Annotated in this window: 19 protein-coding genes; 16 read left to right on the top strand and 3 right to left on the bottom strand. The window is 69.4% G+C overall.

Annotation, left to right across the window (positions count from 1 at the left end; all coding sequences use genetic code 11):
* Positions 1 to 229 precede the first annotated feature (229 nt).
* The 8 genes from rplS (at position 230) to dprA (ending at position 6,685) form a co-directional block, all read left to right on the top strand.
* Positions 230 to 583 (top strand): 50S ribosomal protein L19, encoded by a 354-nt coding sequence (gene rplS / locus ACQPYK_RS10140; RefSeq protein WP_433253468.1) that lies wholly within the window; start codon positions 230 to 232, stop codon positions 581 to 583.
* A 153-nt stretch (positions 584 to 736) separates the two neighbouring features.
* Positions 737 to 1,615, top strand: coding sequence for a signal peptidase I (lepB, locus tag ACQPYK_RS10145; RefSeq protein WP_433253470.1), 879 nt, complete (start codon positions 737 to 739; stop codon positions 1,613 to 1,615).
* A 9-nt stretch (positions 1,616 to 1,624) separates the two neighbouring features.
* Positions 1,625 to 2,275, top strand: coding sequence for a signal peptidase I (gene lepB / locus ACQPYK_RS10150; protein WP_433253472.1), 651 nt, complete (start codon positions 1,625 to 1,627; stop codon positions 2,273 to 2,275).
* A gap of 91 nt (positions 2,276 to 2,366) precedes the next feature.
* The gene (locus ACQPYK_RS10155) at positions 2,367 to 3,053 is read left to right on the top strand and encodes a ribonuclease HII (protein ID WP_433253474.1); all 687 of its coding nucleotides are present in this window, start codon (positions 2,367 to 2,369) and stop codon (positions 3,051 to 3,053) included.
* Positions 3,054 to 3,091: 38 nt separating this feature from the next.
* Complete coding sequence (locus ACQPYK_RS10160) at positions 3,092 to 3,415, top strand: DUF2469 domain-containing protein (RefSeq protein WP_433253476.1); 324 nt, start codon at positions 3,092 to 3,094, stop codon at positions 3,413 to 3,415.
* 109 nt (positions 3,416 to 3,524) lie between these two features.
* Positions 3,525 to 3,878, top strand: a complete 354-nt coding sequence (locus ACQPYK_RS10165; protein ID WP_433253478.1) for a YraN family protein — start codon at positions 3,525 to 3,527, stop codon at positions 3,876 to 3,878.
* A gap of 51 nt (positions 3,879 to 3,929) precedes the next feature.
* Positions 3,930 to 5,498, top strand: a complete 1,569-nt coding sequence (locus ACQPYK_RS10170; RefSeq protein WP_433253480.1) for a YifB family Mg chelatase-like AAA ATPase — start codon at positions 3,930 to 3,932, stop codon at positions 5,496 to 5,498.
* On the top strand, positions 5,495 to 6,685 hold the full coding sequence (gene dprA / locus ACQPYK_RS10175; protein WP_433253482.1) for a DNA-processing protein DprA: 1,191 nt from the start codon (positions 5,495 to 5,497) through the stop codon (positions 6,683 to 6,685). Before ACQPYK_RS10170 ends, dprA begins: the two co-directional genes overlap by 4 nt.
* A gap of 13 nt (positions 6,686 to 6,698) precedes the next feature.
* On the opposite strand, the gene ACQPYK_RS10180 is transcribed toward dprA, so the two are convergent.
* On the bottom strand, positions 6,699 to 7,484 hold the full coding sequence (locus ACQPYK_RS10180; RefSeq protein WP_433253484.1) for a murein hydrolase activator EnvC family protein: 786 nt from the start codon (positions 7,482 to 7,484) through the stop codon (positions 6,699 to 6,701).
* A 270-nt stretch (positions 7,485 to 7,754) separates the two neighbouring features.
* Here ACQPYK_RS10180 and ACQPYK_RS10185 point away from each other — a divergent pair, with 270 nt between their 5' ends.
* The gene (locus tag ACQPYK_RS10185; RefSeq protein WP_433253486.1) at positions 7,755 to 9,116 is read left to right on the top strand and encodes an APC family permease; all 1,362 of its coding nucleotides are present in this window, start codon (positions 7,755 to 7,757) and stop codon (positions 9,114 to 9,116) included.
* On the opposite strand, the gene ACQPYK_RS10190 is transcribed toward ACQPYK_RS10185, so the two are convergent.
* Positions 9,055 to 10,302, bottom strand: coding sequence for an MFS transporter (locus ACQPYK_RS10190; protein ID WP_433253488.1), 1,248 nt, complete (start codon positions 10,300 to 10,302; stop codon positions 9,055 to 9,057). The two genes, ACQPYK_RS10185 and ACQPYK_RS10190, sit on opposite strands and share 62 nt — an antisense overlap.
* Positions 10,303 to 10,396: 94 nt before the next feature.
* Here ACQPYK_RS10190 and ACQPYK_RS10195 point away from each other — a divergent pair, with 94 nt between their 5' ends.
* The 6 genes from ACQPYK_RS10195 to ACQPYK_RS10220 all read left to right on the top strand — a co-directional run bounded on the left by ACQPYK_RS10195 (position 10,397) and on the right by ACQPYK_RS10220 (position 15,796).
* Positions 10,397 to 10,996 (top strand): ArsR/SmtB family transcription factor, encoded by a 600-nt coding sequence (locus tag ACQPYK_RS10195; RefSeq protein WP_433253490.1) that lies wholly within the window; start codon positions 10,397 to 10,399, stop codon positions 10,994 to 10,996.
* Between the two features lie 278 nt (positions 10,997 to 11,274).
* Positions 11,275 to 12,237: a 30S ribosomal protein S2 gene (gene rpsB / locus ACQPYK_RS10200; protein WP_433253492.1), complete on the top strand. Its 963-nt coding sequence runs from the start codon at positions 11,275 to 11,277 to the stop codon at positions 12,235 to 12,237.
* Positions 12,238 to 12,380: 143 nt separating this feature from the next.
* Positions 12,381 to 13,214: a translation elongation factor Ts gene (gene tsf / locus ACQPYK_RS10205; protein WP_433253494.1), complete on the top strand. Its 834-nt coding sequence runs from the start codon at positions 12,381 to 12,383 to the stop codon at positions 13,212 to 13,214.
* 124 nt (positions 13,215 to 13,338) lie between these two features.
* Positions 13,339 to 14,037 carry a UMP kinase gene (pyrH, locus tag ACQPYK_RS10210; RefSeq protein ID WP_433253496.1) on the top strand — a complete coding sequence of 233 codons (699 nt, stop codon included), beginning with the start codon at positions 13,339 to 13,341 and terminating at the stop codon, positions 14,035 to 14,037.
* 306 nt (positions 14,038 to 14,343) lie between these two features.
* The gene (gene frr / locus ACQPYK_RS10215) at positions 14,344 to 14,901 is read left to right on the top strand and encodes a ribosome recycling factor (RefSeq protein WP_433253498.1); all 558 of its coding nucleotides are present in this window, start codon (positions 14,344 to 14,346) and stop codon (positions 14,899 to 14,901) included.
* A gap of 70 nt (positions 14,902 to 14,971) precedes the next feature.
* A complete protein-coding gene (locus ACQPYK_RS10220) occupies positions 14,972 to 15,796 on the top strand; it encodes a phosphatidate cytidylyltransferase (protein WP_433253500.1) in 825 nt (274 codons plus the stop codon).
* Positions 15,797 to 15,981: 185 nt separating this feature from the next.
* On the opposite strand, the gene ACQPYK_RS10225 is transcribed toward ACQPYK_RS10220, so the two are convergent.
* Positions 15,982 to 17,064, bottom strand: a complete 1,083-nt coding sequence (locus ACQPYK_RS10225) for a suppressor of fused domain protein (protein WP_433253502.1) — start codon at positions 17,062 to 17,064, stop codon at positions 15,982 to 15,984.
* A 64-nt stretch (positions 17,065 to 17,128) separates the two neighbouring features.
* Between ACQPYK_RS10225 and rlmN the strand changes: the two genes are divergently transcribed.
* Positions 17,129 to 18,253, top strand: a complete 1,125-nt coding sequence (rlmN, locus tag ACQPYK_RS10230) for a 23S rRNA (adenine(2503)-C(2))-methyltransferase RlmN (RefSeq protein ID WP_433253504.1) — start codon at positions 17,129 to 17,131, stop codon at positions 18,251 to 18,253.
* Positions 18,254 to 18,295: the final 42 nt, after the last annotated feature.

Genomic DNA, 18,295 nt, shown 5'->3' on the forward strand with positions numbered 1-18,295 from the left:
TGTCACGGGGTGCGGAGCGGCGGACTGTCACGGGTTGATTTCCGGTCGCTCGCGAAAATATGGCACACTGAACCGTTGCCGCCGACTGTCCACTGGTCGGTGCGCGCTGTCGGGCAGATGGGCCTGACTCCCAAGACACAGTCCAGTTCAGCACGCGTGTCCGTCACGATGCCGCCTCACCGCGGCCGGATGGACCTCCGAGTGCTCGCGTAAATGAGGTACCACTGCCATGCACACGCTGATCACTGAGCTCGAGAAGGCCTCGCTCCGCAGCGACGTCCCGGACTTCCGTCCCGGTGACACGCTCGAAGTTCACGTCCGCGTGATCGAGGGCACCCGGTCCCGCGTCCAGGTCTTCAAGGGCTTCGTCCTGCGCCGTCAGGGCAGCGGCGCCCGCGAGACCTTCACCGTCCGCAAGATCAGCTACAGCGTCGGCGTCGAGCGCACCTTCCCGGTGCACAGCCCGGTCATCGAGAAGATCACTCTGGTGACCCGTGGCGACGTCCGCCGCGCCAAGCTCTACTACATGCGTGACCTGCGCGGCAAGGCCGCCCGTATCCGCGAGAAGCGCGAAGCCCGCTAGAGCCTCCCGCGCCGTGCCGTTCTGGCCCGCATCCCCTCCGGGGTGCGGGCCAGTCGTGTGTAAGGAGGTTTGACCTCCTATGGGCAAGACGCATAGCCATGGTGACCTGGCAGGCGACCGGTCGGCGTCGGCCATCATCTAGGCTCGTCAACGATGACTAGCGAAGACCGGGAGTACGGCGCAGCCTCGCGTCGACCTGTCGAGGACGAGGTGGACGTGGTCGCCGAAGACACCCAGAAGTCCGGCAAGGACGGCAAGGGCGGCAAGGACAAGAAGAAGGGCTCCTTCTGGAAGGAGCTTCCCGTCCTGGTCGTCGTCGCCCTGGTTCTCGCGCTGGTGATCAAGACTTTCGTGATCCAGGCGTTCTACATCCCGTCGGAGTCGATGGAGAACACCCTCCTGACGAACGACCGCGTCCTGGTGAACAAGCTCGTCTACCGCGTCCGCGACATCGAACGCGGTGACGTCGTGGTGTTCTCCGGCGTGGACTCCTGGGACGGTGAGGTGCGGCTCGAGGAGCCGTCCAACCCGCTCTCCGCGTTCTTCCGCTGGGTCGGCACCGCGTTCGGCGTGGTCCCCGGTGAGAAGGACTACATCAAGCGCGTCATCGGAGTCGGCGGCGACACCGTGAAGTGCTGTGACGCCCAGCACCGGATCACCGTCAACGGGGTTGCGCTCGAGGAGAAGGGCTACCTCTACCCCGGTGACATGCCGTCCAGGGACCCCTTCGAGATCAAGGTCCCGGAGGGCAGGCTGTGGGTCATGGGCGACCACCGCTCGGTCTCCCTCGACTCCCGCTCCCATCAGGGTGACCCCGGTGGCGGGACGATCCCGGTGGACAAGGTGATCGGCCGGGCCTTCGTGATCGTATGGCCGTTCTCCAGGGCAGAAATCCTCCCCATCCCCGACACCTTCCAACAGCCCGCCCTCAAGGCCGCCGCCGCCATGGGGGGAGCAGTCCCGCTTCTGGCCGGTTTCACCGGGGCCGTTCCGCTGGTGCTGTGGCGGCGTCGCTGGCTTTCAAGGCGGTAGCCGTACCTCATGACTGCAGAACCCGACAGCAAACCCACCGAGTCCGAGGAGCGACCGGCGGAGCCCGGCGAGAAAGAGGGGAAGCCGTCCCGCAAGGGCGGTCTGCGCGAGACGGTGGTCCTGATCGTGTCCGGCGTGGTGGTGGCGCTGCTGCTGCAGGCCTTCGTCGTCCAGACCTTCCGGATCCCCTCGGAGTCGATGGAGAACACCCTGAAAGAGGGCGACCGGGTGGCGGTCAACCAGCTGCACGGCGCGACCGAGCGTGGCGACGTGGTGGTCTTCAAGGGCTGGCCGGACGGTGACACCATCAAACGGGTCATCGCGATCGGCGGCGACACCGTGAAGTGCTGCGACGCCAAGGGGCGGATCACCGTCAACGGCGTGCCGATCGACGAGAAGGCCTACCTCCACCCCGACGACTTCCCCTCTGGACGCCCGTTCGAGAAGGTCGTGCCCAAGGGCCGCCTGTGGGTCATGGGCGACCACCGCTCCAGCTCCGCCGACTCGCGCAACCACGAGGAGATGGAGGGGGAGGGCACGATCTCCGAAGACGATGTGATCGGCCGGGCTTTCGCGATCTACTGGCCGTTGTCTCGCGTGGGGCTCCTCTCGACGCCGGAGACCTTCAGCCACCCGGAGATCTTCGCACGGAAACGATAGGGGAGCTTCTCCGCCGAGGTGCGATAGCGGTACCGAACGGTCCGGATGGGGCGTACTCTCTGCTCATGGTCGCTATGTCTGCCGTGGTGCCATGACAGTCGGGTTTCGTCCTCCGCCGAGTGTGGTCAGGCGGGATTCGGGACTGTACGGCTATGAGCGGGCTCTCGCGCGCCGTGGGCTGGGGCCCGTGGCCGGCGTCGACGAGGCCGGCCGGGGCGCCTGCGCCGGGCCGCTGGTGGTCGCCGCGGTGGTGCTCAGCCGCAGGATCGACGGGCTGAGCGATTCCAAGCTGCTCACCGCCTCCCGGCGCGAGTCACTGTACGAACGGGTCATGGCGACCGCGAAGGCGGTCAGCGTGGTGGTGATCCCGCCGGCCGAGATCGACGCGCGCGGACTGCACAGGTCCAACATCGAGGGAATGCGCCGGGCCGTCGCCCGGTTGTCCTGTGACCTCGGCTATGTGCTCACCGACGGGTTCCCCGTCCCCGGCCTGCCCGCGCCGTCACTCGGCGTGTGGAAGGGCGACCAGGTCGCGGCCTGTGTCGCGGCCGCCTCGATCGTGGCGAAGGTGACACGGGACAGGATGATGAGCGTGCTGGACGAGCGCCATCCCGAGTACGGTTTCGCCGTGCACAAGGGGTATGGCACCGTAAGTCATCGCAGGGCACTCGAGATTCACGGCCCGTGCCCGGCCCACCGATTCTCGTTCGCGACGGTGGCGCGGTCCGGGTCGGGTGAGGTGATGGGTGAGAATGAAGTGGGGGCCGGTCTCGCCTGATCGGGTGGGCCGGAAAGGCGTGCAACAGGAGGACCGGTATGAGCGCAGAGGATCTCGAGAAGTACGAAACCGAGATGGAGCTGCAGCTTTACCGTGAGTACCGCGACGTCGTCGGGTTGTTCAGCTATGTCGTCGAGACCGAACGGCGCTTCTACCTGACCAACTCCGTCGACCTTGACGTCAGGACGGCCGAGAACGGTGATGTGTTCTTCGACGTGAAGATGCAGGACGCCTGGGTCTGGGACATGTACCGTCCGGCGAGGTTCGTGAAGAACGTCCGCGTGGTCACCTTCAAGGATGTCAACGTCGAGGAGCTGGCCAAGCCCGACCTTGAGATGCCCAAGGAGGGCTTCTCGAACTGAGCCGTTCTCCACAGGAGCGGATCGCGTCCGCCTGATCATCCACAGAATCGGGTTCGGCTTCTTCTGACGGGGGTGGGCTGGGCGAAGGTCTGGAACCGGAGGTGGTTCCATGGCCGCGAAGGACGAGCTCGGCAGACACGGCGAGCAGGTCGCCGTCGACTATCTGCTGGCGCACGGCATGCAGATCCTGGATCGCAACTGGCGATGCCCGGACGGAGAGATCGACGTGGTCGCCCGTGAGGGGCGGGCACTCGTCGTGGTGGAGGTGAAGACCCGCTCCAGCCGCGCCCACGGGAGCGCCTTCGAGGCGGTGACCGAGGTGAAGCTCTCCCGTCTGCGCCGGCTCTCGGCCAGATGGCTGGCCGCGCAGCGTGAGCGGTTCGACTCGGTCCGCATCGACGTCATCGCCCTGGAGCGGTTCGCCGGCGATCTCGTCATCCGCCATGAGCGGGGAGTGTGCTAGATGCCTCCTGGACCGTTCTGGATCACCCGCCCCGCTCCGGGGGTGACGTGAGTGGCCGTCGCACGCACTCGCTGCATCGCGCTGGTCGGGGTGACCGGACACCTCGTCGATGTCGAGGCCGACGTCGGCGCCGGCATGGCCGGTCTGCATCTCATCGGCATGCTGGACACCGCGCTGAGCGAGGCGCGGGATCGGGTCCGCTCGGCCGTGGTCAACAGCCGCTACGGCTGGCCCGACGCGCGGATCACCGTCAGCCTGTTTCCCGCCAGCCTGCCCAAGCGTGGAAGCGTCTTCGATCTGGCGATCGCCGTGGCCCTGCTCGCCGCGGCCGGGGCCGTGCCCCGCGACAGGGTCGCCGCCCTGTTCTTCCTGGGCGAGCTCGGCCTCGACGGCTCGGTGAGGGCGGTCCGGGGCGTGCTTCCCGCCGTGCTGGCCGCGGCCGGAGCCGGTGCCCGCACCGTCGTGGTCCCCGCGCGCAACGCCGCCGAGGCCGGGTTGGTGCCAGACGTGACCGTGATCCCCGCCGCGACCCTGGGCGAGCTGGTGAGCTGGCTGCGCAGTGACGACCCGGTCGACGTGCCCATGGCCGAGGGAGCTCCGACCTCCGAGGCGTCCGGTTCCGGCTCGTGGTCGCCGCCCCCGGACGACCGGGGGGAGGCCGCCCCCGACCTGGGGGACGTGGCCGGGCAGCCCTTCGCCCGCCGCGCGCTCGAGGTCTGCGCCGCCGGAGGCCACAACCTCTGGATGCTGGGACAGCCGGGCACCGGCAAGACGATGCTCGCCGAGCGGCTGCCCACCCTCCTGCCGCCGCTGCGGCGCGAGGAGGCGCTTGAGGTGACCGCGATCCACTCCGTCGCCGGGGTGCTGCCCGCGGACCACCCGCTGCTGACCCGTGCGCCGTTCGTGGCGCCGCACCACACCACGACCGTCGCGGCCGTCATCGGCGGTGGCAGTGGGGCGATCCGCCCGGGCGCGGTGTCACTCGCCCACCGGGGAGTCCTGTTCCTGGACGAGGCTCCGGAATATCCGGCGACCGTTCTCGACTCGCTCAGACAGCCGCTCGAATCGGGCCGGGTGACCGTCTCCCGGGCGCTGGGTTCGGTCACGTTCCCCGCCCGGTTCATGCTGGTCCTGGCGGCCAACCAGTGCCCGTGTGCGCGGCCGTCCAGTCCCGAGGACCCCTGCCGGTGCAGCCCGGCGGTCCGCCGCCGCTACCTGGCCAGGCTCTCCGGCCCACTGCTCGACCGCATCGACGTCAAGGTCACCCTCTACCGTTCGACCCGGCGTGAGCTCCTGGCCGATCGCCGCTTCATCGAGCCGAGCCGGGTGGTGGCCGAGCGGGTGCTCACCGCTCGTGAACATGCCGCCAAGCGGTTCGCCGGCCGGCCCTGGCGATGCAACGCGGAGATGCCCACCCGTGCGCTGCACGCCGAATACCGTCCGCCGCCGAAGGCGATGTCGCCGCTGCTCCGCTGCCTGGACAGCGGCGAGCTGAGCGCACGGGGGCTCGACCGGGTGCTCAGGGTGGCCTGGACCCTGGCCGACCTGGCAGGCAAGGACGGACCCGACGTCGGAGAGACCAACGCCGCACTCGGGCTGTGGTTGGGGGAGGAACGGTGAACGACCGGCTCGCGCGAGTCACGTTGATGCGGTTGGCCGAGCCCGGTGACGCGGTGATGGGCAGGCTCGTCGCCTCCCGCGGCCCGCAGGCAGCCGTCGGGCAGATCCGCGCGGGGCGCCCGGATCCGGAGTTCGCCCGGTGGTTCGCCGAGTCCCACCGCCGGGGATCGGCCGTCCCCCAGCGGGAGCGGCTCACGGCCAGGCTCGAGCGGATGTTCGCTTCCTGGGCGGCACGGCTGGAGGCGGCCGATCCCATCCGCGATCTGGCCGAGGGCGAGCGCAGCGGAGGCCGGCTGGTGGTGCCCGGCGACTGCGAGTGGCCAACCCAGCTCGACGACCTGGGCGAGTGCCGTCCTCACGCTCTTTGGCTCCTGGGCGAGGCCGACCTGCGCTTCTCCTGCCTGCGATCCGTCGCTGTCGTCGGCTCCCGGGCGGCCACGCCGTACGGCACGCACGTCGCGGCGGAGTTCGGCGCCGGGCTGAGCGAGCGGGACTGGACCGTCGTGTCAGGTGGCGCCTACGGCATCGACGGGGCCGTTCACCGCGGTGCCCTCGCGGGCCGGGCGCCGACCGTCGCGGTGCTCGCCTGCGGTGCCGACGTCACCTACCCCAGCGCGCACCATTCGCTGTTCGCCGCCGTGCGTGCCCAGGGCGTGCTGGTGAGCGAGTGCCCGATGGGCTCTCACCCCACCCGGCCGCGTTTTCTCGTCCGCAACCGGCTCATCGCCGCGCTGTCGCGGGGCACCGTGGTGATCGAGGCGGCCGTGCGCAGCGGGGCGCTCAACACCGCGGGGCACGCGGTCTCGCTGAACCGCCACCTGGCCGCCGTGCCGGGCCCGGTGACCTCGGAAACCTCGATCGGGTGTCACCGCCTGATCCGTCAGGGAAAGGCCACCTGCGTGACCGGTCCCGAGGAGATGATCGAGCTCGTCGGTGCGATGGGCGGCGACCTGGCCCCCGAACCACGCGGCCCGGTGTTGCCGCGTGACCGACTGAACCCCGAGACCCGCAGCGTGCTTGAGGCGGTCCCCGCCCGGACCGGGGCGGGTCCGGCGACGATAGCGGTGGCCGCGGGTGTCGACCTGGAGACCGTGCTGTCCTGCCTCGGCGGCTTGGCCGCCGCCGGATACGTCGAGCGCGTCCCACGCGGTTGGCGTCTGCGACCCGACAGACCTCCCGGCCGGTGAGGGCGATTCCCACTTATCCGAGGCCCTCGCGAGCGGTGGCGGACCGACCCTCCGGAGGGCCGGTGTGCTCTTGGCGGGCGGGCCAGCGAGGAAGGAGACGGACCTGGCCATGGCCCACCAGGAGGAGCGGGTCGAGGTAGAGACGCTCGCGGAGCAGGCCCCAGTGCAGGCAGGCGGCCGGGCAGTGCCCGGGAACGTCCTGGACGATGCCGATCACCTCGCCCCGGTCCACGGTCTGGCCGCGCCGTACCGACGGTTGGACAGGAAGATAGGTCGTGCGCAGGCCGTCGGCGTGCAGGACGGTCACCACCCCTCGATCAGCGAGCGGTCCCGCGTAACCGACCGTCCCGGCTCCAGCCGCGTGGACCTGGGCGCCGGGTGCGGCGGCGAGGTCGACTCCGCGATGCCCGGCCAGCCATGGGTGGGTCGGGGGTGCGAAGCCACGGAGCACGTGAGGTGATCCGGTGAGTGGCCAACCCCAGCGGGGTGAGGGCTCCGACGTCCTGTCCCGGCCGTTCTGATCGACCCCGCCGGGTCCCTGCCCTCTCTGGCCGATCCGCCCCCTCTGGCCGATCCGTCCGCTCGGATGGCGCCGGTCGCTCTGGCGGTGCTGATCGCTGCGGCTGATCAGGCTGTGCGCGCCTGCGGCGCCCGGCGCGACATGCGGCAACACGGGCGGCAGGGCGGTCAGCAGCACTGACAGCAGGGCGGGAAGCAGGATGAGCGGCAGGGCGGGGGGCGGCGTGGGCGGAAGGGCGAACGGCGAGGTTCGTCCCGCGAGAGCGCGAAGGAAGTTCACGCCCTGAGGATGAGAGATCCACGGTGGGGCGGAGCGCGCCGAGCGGGATTCTGTGGATGGGCACTCGGGTGCTGTGGATACCGGGACACCGGGACACCGGGACACCGGGACACCGGGACACCGGGGCGCCGGGGGACCGGGCCACCGGGCCGCATGTCTCTGAACGGACTCCTCTCCAGGACGAGACTCTCCAGGGACGAGACGGGCGGTCGGGAGCCCCGCCCTTCTGCCGGGCAGGTGCTTCCTCGTAGCCTCGAACGAGGGGGCGACGTGGAAAAACACGACGTGCAAGAACAGTTCGCGCTTCGCCGTACGCTCTCAGCCCGGGACCTGGTCGTCTACGGGCTGCTGTTCATCGGGCCGCTGGCTCCGGTGGGCGTGTTCGGGGTGCTCGACGCCAAGAGCGGTGGCGCGGTGGCGCTCGTCTACGTCATCGCCACGGTCGCCATGGCCTTCACCGCCGTCTCCTACGCCCAGATGTCGCGGGTGGTGCCGGAGGCGGGATCGGTGTTCGCCTACGCGTCGGCGGGGCTGGGCCGCGGTGCCGGGTTCCTGGCCGGCTGGCTGGTGATGCTGGACTACCTGCTCATTCCCAGCGTGGCCTACCTGTTCTCCGGGATCGCGCTGCACGCGCTCTTCCCTGCCGTTCCCGCCTGGGCCTTCACGGCGTTGGCCTTCGTGGTGACCACGGCGCTGAACGTTTCGGGAGTACGGCTGGCCGCCAGGGTGGGTCTGGTCGTGCTCCTGGCCGAGATCGTGGTGTTGGCCGTGTTCGTGGTCATGGCGGTGGCCGTGCTGATCGCCACGGGACCGGCCAGGCCCTGGCTGTCGCCGTTCACCGGGGTCGGGGGGATCACGACGGCCGCGGTGATCGGAGCCGTGTCGGTGGCCGTCCTGTCGTTCCTCGGCTTCGACGCCATCGCCTCCTTCGCCGAGGAGACGACCGGCGACTCCCGGCAGGTGGGCAGGGCGGTGCTGCTCTGCCTGGGGGCGGCGGGGGCGCTGTTCGTGCTCCAGACCTACCTCGCCGGGGTGCTGGACCCGGTGCCTCCGGCGGATCTGGCCGCGCACCCGGCCGCGCAGGGCACCGCCTTCTACGACGTGACCAACGCGTCGGTCTCGCCCTGGCTGGCCACCCTGATGAAGATCGCCAAAGCGGTGGGCCCGGCGTTCGCCGCGATGGCCGCGGTGGCGGCCGCCGGGCGGCTGCTGTACGGCATGGCCAGAGGCGGCGGGCTGCCCCGTCCGCTGTCGTCGGTCGATCCCCGGTCGGGGACGCCCCGGGCGGCCCTGCTCAGCGCCGGAGTGGTGACGCTGGTGGTCTCCGTCTGGGCGGCGAGCCGTGATGACGGCCTCGACGTCCTGGTCTCTGTCGTGGACATCGGGGCGCTGGCGGCGTTCACGATGCTGCACGCGTCCGTGATCGGGTATTTCAGGATCAGGAAGGGAAGCCGGGACCTGCTGCGCCACCTGCTGGTGCCGGTCGCCGGCGCACTGGTGGCGATCTGGATCATCGTCCTGGCCGGTTCGCCGGCCAAGCTCGTGGGCCTGCTCTGGCTGGCCGCCGGGGTCATCGTGCTGGCGGTGCGCCGGCGAGGCGGAGCGGGGAGAGCCAGATCCACGGGATCGTGAGCAGCACCCCGGCCGCGCAGACCCACAGCACCGGCCGCAGCCCCAGGAGCTCGCCGAGCAGGCCTCCGGCGAGGCCGCCCAGGGCGAGGGCCCCCTGCATCATGAAGGTCATCGTGGCGTTGATCCGGCCGCGGAGGCCGGTGGGGCTCTCGCGGAGGGCGACGGCGCCGAAGCAGACGGAGAAGGACACGATGACCACGCCGGTGATCAGCGCGCTGCCGGCCATGAGCAGGAACTTCGCCCACACCGGGCCGGAGGCGAGTGCCGCGGTCACGAAGTCGAGCGGGAGGAGCAGCACCGAGTGGACCAGCATCCGGTTCTCGCCGAACCGCCTGGCCAGGCGCGGGGTGAGCGCCGCGCCGAGCAGGCCGCCCACGCCGCTGACGGCGGTGAGCGCGCCGACCAGCGCGGCGGGCAGGGCGAGCACGGTGAGGGAGTAGATCACGAACAACGCCATGTAGGCGGAGCCGAAGGCGTTGATCGTGACCGCGCAGCCGCAGAGCGCGCGGAGCGTCGGGTGCCCGGTCACGCCGCGCAGGCCCTCACGGATCTCGGCCCACATGCCCCGAGGCGGAGCGGGGGCGTGGGTCTCCGGTGCCTTGATCGCCCGGATCAGGAACGCCGAGGCCAGGAACGTCACCGCGTTGACCAGGATCGCGAACGGCGCCGTGATCGTCTGGACGAGTGCTCCCGCCAGTCCCGGACCGCCGACGGTGGCCAGGGAGTAGGCCGACTGGAAGCCGGCGAGCGCCTCGGTCCGCTGGCTCTCGTCGACCACCGCGACCATGTGCGGGAAGTTCATAGCACGAAAGACCACCGCGCAGGTGCCGACGACGAGTGCCACCGCGATCAGCCATGGCACGGTCAGCAGCCCGGAGATCCAGGCCGGCGGGATCGTGGCCATGGCGAGAGCGGAGACCACCTCGCAGGCGACCATGACCGGCCGGTGCCGCCTCAGCCGGTCGGCGACCGCCCCCGCTTGCAGTCCGATCAGCAGATAGGGCAGTGAGGTGGCCGCGGCGAGCACGCCCATCTGGGCGGGGGAGGCGCCCAACAGGGTGGCGGCGGTCAGCGGCACGGCCAGCCGGGAGACCTCGGTGCCGGTCTCGGAGACGGCGCGGGCGGACAGCAGCAGCCGGTAGTCACGCTGTTCGCGCAGGGGGATGGGCTGGAACACGGGGATCACAGCGCTTTCTGAAGGGAATGCTTCACAACTGTGAAGATAACCCTTCATAATTGTGAAGGCAATCCTTCAGGTCTGGAATGGGTACGGTTTGCACATGACCGAGGCACGCAGGCCGCTCAGCGATCCCACGGCGATGCGCGCGCTGGCGCATCCGGCGCGGCTCGCCATCCTGAACCGGCTCCAGGCCACGGGACCGGCCACCGCGACCGACGTCGCCGAGGTCGTCGGTGTCACGCCGAGCGCGGCCAGCTACCACCTGCGCATGCTCGCCAAGTACGGCTTCGCCGAGGACGCGCCGGCTCGCGGCGACGGCAGGGAGCGGCTGTGGAGATCCACGCCGGGGGGCCTGACCATCACCACCGAGCCGGACGACCGGCCGGAGGTCCGGGCGGCCAAGGATCTGCTGATCAAAGCCGTGCGCGCTCAGGCGGCCGAGGAGGTGACCCGGGCGCTGGACAACTTCGACCGCGAGTCTCCCGAGTGGCGGAAGGCCTCGGTGTTCAACCGCATGGTCCTGCTGGTCGACGCCGCGGAGCTCAGGCGCCTGAACGAGCGGATCGACGAGTTGTTGTCCCCCTATCTCGTCGCCGTCCGGGAACGCTCCCAGGCGCCGTCCGGGGCCCGGATATCCGAGGCGCAGGTGAGCCTCTTCCCGCGCGCCGAGCGGCGACCGCACGGGACGCCCGGCGAATGATCGGAAGCGGTGGCGGCGGCGGGGAATCCCTCCGCAAATGATCGGGAATGATAGAGCGCCCTTGACGCGCTGAGGTCAGGGCGCGGCCCGGTTACAGGTACACTTTTCGATGGCCTGTCAGTGGCGGGCCGACTTCGCATGCCCCGTCAAGAACCGTCCCCTCGGTCCGGGTGAGAGCCCGGCTGGAGCCGGTTCGGAGCATCAGGGCGACAGCCGCGGGCTGTCGCGTCAACCGAGATCAGCGCCCGGACGGGCGCCCCGACCTGGAGGACAATCACATGTCCACCCCCGTCGTCACCATGCGACAGCTGCTCGAGAGCGGCGTTCACTTCGGTCACCAGACCCGTCGCTGGAACCCGAAGATGAAGCGCTTCATCTTCACCGAGCGCAACGGCATCTACATCATCGACCTGCAGAAGTCGCTGGCCTTCATCGACAGGGCCTACGACTTCGTCAAGGAGACCGTCGCGCACGGCGGCACGATCATGTTCATCGGCACGAAGAAGCAGGCCCAGGAGGCCATCGCCGAGCAGGCGGCGCGTGTCGGCATGCCGTATGTCAACCAGCGCTGGCTGGGTGGCATGCTCACCAACTTCTCCACCGTGCACAAGAGGCTTCAGCGTCTGAAGGAGCTCGAGGAGCTCGACTTCGACAACGTGGCCGGCTCGGGGCTCACGAAGAAGGAGCTCCTCATGCGCCGTCGTGAGAAGGAGAAGCTGGAGCGCACCCTCGGCGGTATCCGCGACATGTCCCGCGTGCCCAGCGCGGTGTGGGTCGTCGACACCAAGAAGGAGCACATCGGGATCAGCGAGGCTCGCAAGCTCAACATCCCGGTCGTCGCGATCCTCGACACGAACTGCGACCCGGACGAGGTCGACTACCCGATTCCGGGTAACGACGACGCCATCCGCGCCGTCGGCCTGCTGACCCGCGTCGTCGCCGACGCCGTCGCCGCCGGTCTCATGGCCCGCGCCGGCGCCAACCGTGGCGACGACAAGCCGGCCGTCGCCGGTGGCGCCGAGCCGCTGGCCGAGTGGGAGCAGGAGCTGCTCGCCGGCGCCGAGGCCGCTCCGGCCGCCGAGGCCGAGGCTCCGGCCACCGAGGCTCCGGCTGAGGAGGTTCCGGCTGAGGAGGCTCCCGCCGCCGCCGAGGCCGAGGTTCCGGCTGAGGAGGCTCCGGTCGCCGAGAACGACGCCGAGGCCGAGACCGTCGAGGCCGAGGACGCCGACAAGCAGGCCTAGGCCCTTCCCGTACGGCTCCGCCGTACGACCGCAAGACCCTTCCGGGTGGGTGCCCTCAGGCGAGGGCACCCGCCCGACCCACCCAGCCACCTGATCTCATGCCGACTTCTGAGATCAGTGATGATCCCCGCGAGGAAAAGACAATGGCTTCCGTGAACATGGCCGACGTCAAGCGGCTTCGTGAGCTGACCGCCGCCGGCATGATGGACTGCAAGAAGGCTCTTGAGGAGTCCGAGGGCGACTTCGACCGCGCCGTCGAGCTCCTGCGCCTCAAGGGCGCCAAGGACGTCGGTAAGCGTGAGGCCCGCACCGCCTCCAACGGCCTGGTCGCTCTGAAGCAGGCCGGCGACTCCGCCGCCGCGCTGCTCGAGCTCAACTGCGAGACCGACTTCGTCGCCAAGGGTGAGCGCTTCCAGGAGCTCGCCGCCCAGGTCGTCGCGCACATCCTTGACACCAAGCCGGCCGACGTGCCCTCCCTGCTCGAGTCCGTCCTCGACGGCAAGAGCGTCAAGGAGCACCTGGACGAGGCCAACGCCGCGCTCGGCGAGAAGATCGAGATCCGCCGTTTCGCGGTCCTCGAGGGCGGTTTCGTCGGCTCCTACATGCACAAGACCGACCCGCAGCTTCCGCCGACGGTCGGCGTGCTGGTGCAGCTCGACGCCGCCAACGCCCAGGTGGCCAAGGACATCGCGCAGCACGCCGCCGCGATGGCCCCGAAGTACCTCAACCCCGAGGCGGTCCCCGCCGACGTCATCGAGAAGGAGCGCGCGCTCTTCGAGGAGATGACCCGCGAGGAGGGCAAGCCGGAGGCCGCCATCGGCAAGATCGTCGACGGCCGCGTCAACGGTTGGTACAAGGACTTCACCCTGCTGGAGCAGGCCTTCGTGAAGGACAACAAGAAGTCCATCGCGAAGTTCGCCGACGAGAACGGCGTCAAGGTTGAGGCCTTTGTCCGCTTCAAGGTCGGTCAGGCTTAGTCTTAACTCAGCTTCTCTCAGCAGCAGAGCACTAAACGAGGAGGCCGTCGCCGTGTCGGAGAACTCAGAACCCGCTACGTCGGCGGTTTCGTCGTATTCGGGTCCGCTTCGCTGGAAGCGGGTCATGTTGAAACTGTCGGGCGAGGCGTTCGCCGGCGGAGAGCCGCTGGGCATCGACCCCGGCGTCGTCGGCCACCTGGCCGACTCGATCGCCGAGGCCGTCCGTAAGGGTGTGCAGGTCGCGGTCGTGGTCGGCGGAGGCAACATGTTCCGCGGCGCCGCCCTGTCCGAGCGTGGCATGGACCGCGCCCGGGCCGACTACATGGGCATGCTCGGCACGGTGATCAACTGCCTGGCCCTTCAGGACTTCCTGGAGAAGCGCGGCATCGAGACCCGTGTCCAGACGGCCATCACCATGCAGCAGGTCGCCGAGCCCTTCCTGCCCCGCCGCGCCATCCGTCACCTGGAGAAGGGGCGTGTGGTGATCTTCGGGGCCGGGCTCGGTTCGCCGTTCTTCTCCACCGACACCTGCGCCGCGCAGCGCGCGCTGGAGATCGGCGCCGAGGCGCTTCTCAAGGGCACCCAGGTGGACGGGGTCTACGACGCCGACCCCCGCAAGAACCCCGACGCCGTCCGGTTCGACCACCTCGAATATGGTGAGGTGCTGACCCGCGGTCTCGGTGTCATGGACGCCACCGCCATCAGTCTGTGCATGGACAACGGCCTGCCCATCGTGGTGTTCGACCTCATGGGCGAGGGCAACATCCTGCGCGCGGTGCACGGTGAGAAGATCGGCACACTGGTGAGTCCGGCAGGGAAATAGGGAGCGAGCCTGACGTAGCGAGCGGAGTGGTGCGCGACGTAGGAGCGTCCCGCGAAGTGAGTGAGGAAGGTAAGCGACCCAAGAGACGGGGAGCGAGCCTGACGTAGCGAGCGGAGTGGTGCGCGACGTAGGAGCGTCCCGCGAAGTGAGTGAGGAAGGTAAGCGACCCAAGAGACGGGGAGCGAGCCTGACGTAGCGAGCGGAGTGGTGCGCGACACGTGCCGGGCTGGAGGAGCTCCTCCGGTGCGGCCGCGTACCGCGAAGCGAGCAAGGAATGGTGAGTGACCGAGAAGACAGGGAGCCGCTGTGATCGACGATACCCTCCTCGAAGCCGAGGAAAAGATGGACAAGGCAGTGTCGGTGGCGAAGGACGACTTCGCGGGCATCCGCACGGGCCGGGTCACCCCGTCGATGTTCAACAAGATCAGCGCTGAGTACTACGGGACGCCCACTCCCATTCAGCAACTGGCCTCGTTCCACGTCCCCGAGGCTCGCATGGTCATCATTCAGCCCTTCGACAAGGGTTCGATGGCCGCGATCGAGAAGGCGATCCGCAACTCCGATCTCGGTGTCAATCCTGGCAACGACGGTCAGGTCATCCGCGTGGCCTTCCCCGAGCTGTCGGAGGAGCGCCGCAAGGAGTACATCAAGGTCGCCCGGAACAAGGCGGAGCAGTCCAAGGTCTCCATCCGTAACATCCGTCGCAATGCCAAAGAGACCCTCGACAAGATGGTCAAGGACAGCGAGGCGGGCGAGGACGAGGTGCGTCGCGCCGAGAAGGAGCTCGACGACCTCACCCAGAAGCACGTAGCCAAGATCGACGAGCTGCTCAAGCACAAAGAAGCCGAGCTGCTCGAAGTCTGAGCCCGTGATCCTTGTCTCGCGCGGGATGCCCGCGCGGGACAAGGATTTTGTGTATGAGAGTGGGACCCCCTTGGAATCTGCGGCGGGCGGCAGCCGTACCGGCCGGAATCTTCCCGTCGCGATCGCGGTGGGCGCCGGGCTGGGAGTTGTGATCATCGGCTCCCTCTATTTTGTCAAGGTGCTCTTCCTGGCCGTGGTGATCGCGGCGGTGGGCATCGGCGTGACGGAGCTGGTCAAGTCGTTCGCGGCCAGGGACGTCAACGTCCCGATGGTTCCGGTCCTGGCCGGGATGACCGCCATGATCGGCGGCGCCTACTTCGGCGGGCCCGCGTGGCTGGTCGGGATCTTCGCCATGACCGTGCTCTTGCTGATGATCTGGCGGATGTTCCGGGGGACCGAGGGATACGTCCGCGACACCGCCGCGACCATTCTGGTCACGGTCTATCCTTCGCTGCTCGCCGGATTCGTGGCGCTGCTGCTCGCGCCTCCGCTCGACGGTCCCGACCGGGTGGTGGTCTTCATCGCCACCACGGCCGCGAGTGACATCGGTGGATATTTCGCAGGAATCCTCTTCGGCAAGCACAAGATGTCGCCGTTGATCAGCCCGAAGAAGACCTGGGAGGGCTTCGCCGGATCGGCGCTGGCGTGCATGGCCGTGGGCGGCTGGCTGGTGGCGTGGCTGCTGGAGGACGCCGTCTGGAAGGGCGTGCTGATCGGCGCCGTCGCGGTGGTCTTCGCCACGCTCGGCGACCTGGTCGAATCGGTGATCAAGCGGGACCTCGGCGTCAAGGACATGGGGAGCCTGCTGCCCGGCCACGGTGGCTTGATGGACCGTCTCGACTCTCTCGTCGCCGCGCTGATCCCGATCTGGGCGCTGCTCACCCTGCTGGTCTGAGCGCTGCTCCTGCTCGCCTGAGCGCTCCCGCGGATGCTCGGGCGAACCGCCCGGGTAAACCGCTCGAACGAACCGCCTGGGCGAACCGCTCGAACGAACCGCTCGAACGAAACACCTGGGCGAACCGCTTGGGCGAACCGCTCGCACGAGCCTCGCCGGTCACCCGGCCCGGCTGGACGGCACGGTCACCCCGCCCGGGTGAGCCGTTCGGCCGACAGGCGGCCGAGCACCGAGCGATAGCCTCTCTCCGCGACCAGGCGCAGCTCCTCGGCGGTGACCGGAACCAGCCAGAGCCACTGCACCGCGTCCCCGCCGAAGGTGAAGCCCGACAGGTTCGGCAGGCCCGGCAGCCCGGTCAGCATGATGACGCCGCTGTAGGCGGAGCCGAGCGGGAACGTCTCCGGCCGGTGATACCACTTCGCGGTGTGGCCGTGTCCCAGCCAGGTGACCGAATGCCACGGGTACTGCCCCAGCCACAGGAACAGCCTGGCCGCCTCCCGTGCATCGCCGGAGGTGGCGACGGCGAGCTCCACCCGGGCGTAGGCGTCCGGCCGGTCGATGTACTGCTCCACGGTGGGCATCCGCTGGCAGCTCATGCCCACCGTGGACAGGATCGTGTGCTCCCGCTCGTGCTCCGGCGGCCGTTCGGTGATGCCGACCGTGGGCAACCGATCACCTCCGGCGTCCCAGAACCGGCCCGCCGTTCCGATCGCCCGATCCAGATGACCCATGACGAACTGTTGGAACGAAGCCCAGGCGCCGTCGCCGTCCCGCCAGTCCCAGTAGGCCCTGGCCTTGGCCAGCCGGGGAGTGAGGGCCTCGCGGGCATCTTCCAGAGACCAGGCGAACGGCGACTCGCCCACCGCGTCGCGGGAGTATCCGGGCATGCCCCTGCTCATGTCCGCCCAGCCAGGAATGACCGCGAGCAGTTCGTCGTTCTCGTACAGGGCGACGCCGTCGCCCTCCTCGAACCACAGCGGTCGCAGCGCGCCCAGCGGTGGCCTGCCGTCGGGGTGCCGGGTGTTCTCACGGGGCACCGTCGGAGGGAGCTCGGAGTTCAGGCGGTCCAGGTCGATCACCGCCGGAGCCGGGCAGTGGTTGGCCAGCCAGACCGCTCCGTGCACCGTGCCTCCGGTCCCGCACAGGTAAGCTACCGAGGAAGCCTCGTCGCGTTCGACCACCAGGGTGCGGCTCCCATAGGGATTGGTGTCGGTGAGCACGACCTCGACGCCGTCTCCCCGTTCGCCTGAGGGGCGGATTGTCGCCATACCTCCGGACTCTAGATCAGAGTCGAGTACCGCTTCGAGTAACTGTCGAGAGAAGGCGTTGGACTTGTCGACTGTCAGCCCGCCCGGGAACCCCGCTCCCGGCCAGCTCACCTTCGTGGCGCCCCGCAGGGCGAAGCCCTCGCGCCACCTGGCCGACCTGACCATGGCCGAGCGCCGGGCGGCGGTCGCCGAGCTGGGGGAGAAGCCGTTCCGCGCCGACCAGCTCTCCCGCCACTACTTCGAGAAGCTCAACGGCGACACCGAGCTCATGACGGATCTGCCGGCCGCGGCGCGGGAGAAGTTCGCCACCGCGCTGTTCCCCAAGCTGCTGACCTCGGTCCGGGAGATGACGACCGACGGCGGCACCACCCGCAAGACGCTGTGGCGGCTGTTCGACGGCGCGCTGGTCGAGTCGGTCCTCATGCGTTACACCGACCGCACCACCATGTGCGTGTCCTCTCAGGCGGGCTGTGGCATGAACTGCCCGTTCTGCGCCACCGGTCAGGCCGGTCTGACCCGTAACATGACCACCGCCGAGATCGTCGAGCAGGTCGTCGCCGGTGCGCGAGCCCTGGCCGCCGGCGAGGTCCCCGGTGGTCCCGGGCGGGTCAGCAACGTGGTGTTCATGGGCATGGGCGAGCCGCTGGCCAACTACAAGGCCGTGATCGGCGCCGTGCGCCGGATGGTCGAGCCCGCACCGGACGGCCTGGGCATCTCCGCCCGTGGAGTCACGGTCTCCACCGTCGGCCTGGTTCCGGCGATCGGCAAGCTCGCCGACGAGGGGCTGCCGGTGACGCTGGCGCTGTCGCTGCACGCGCCCGACGACGAGCTGCGTGACACCCTGGTGCCGATCAACACCCGGTGGAAGGTCGCCGAGGTCCTCGACGCGGCCTGGAGCTACGCGGCCAAGACCAAGCGCCGGGTCTCCATCGAGTACGCCTTGATCAAGGACATCAACGACCAGGAGTGGCGGGCCGACCTGCTCGGCAAGCTCATCAAGAACAAGCTGGTCCATGTCAACCTGATCCCCCTCAACCCGACCCCGGGTTCGAAGTGGACCGCCTCTCGTCCCGAGGACGAACGGGCCTTCGTCCGCCGCCTGGAGTTCCACGGCGTTCCGGTGACCGTCCGCGACACTCGGGGCCGTGAGATCGACGGCGCCTGCGGCCAGCTCGCCGCCGCCGAGTAGCCCGCCGTACGGCTGCGCCCGCCGGGGACCGCCCGCCGCCGC

This window comes from Streptosporangium sp. CA-135522 (assembly GCF_050949235.1).
Taxonomy (GTDB): Bacteria; Actinomycetota; Actinomycetes; order Streptosporangiales; family Streptosporangiaceae; genus Streptosporangium.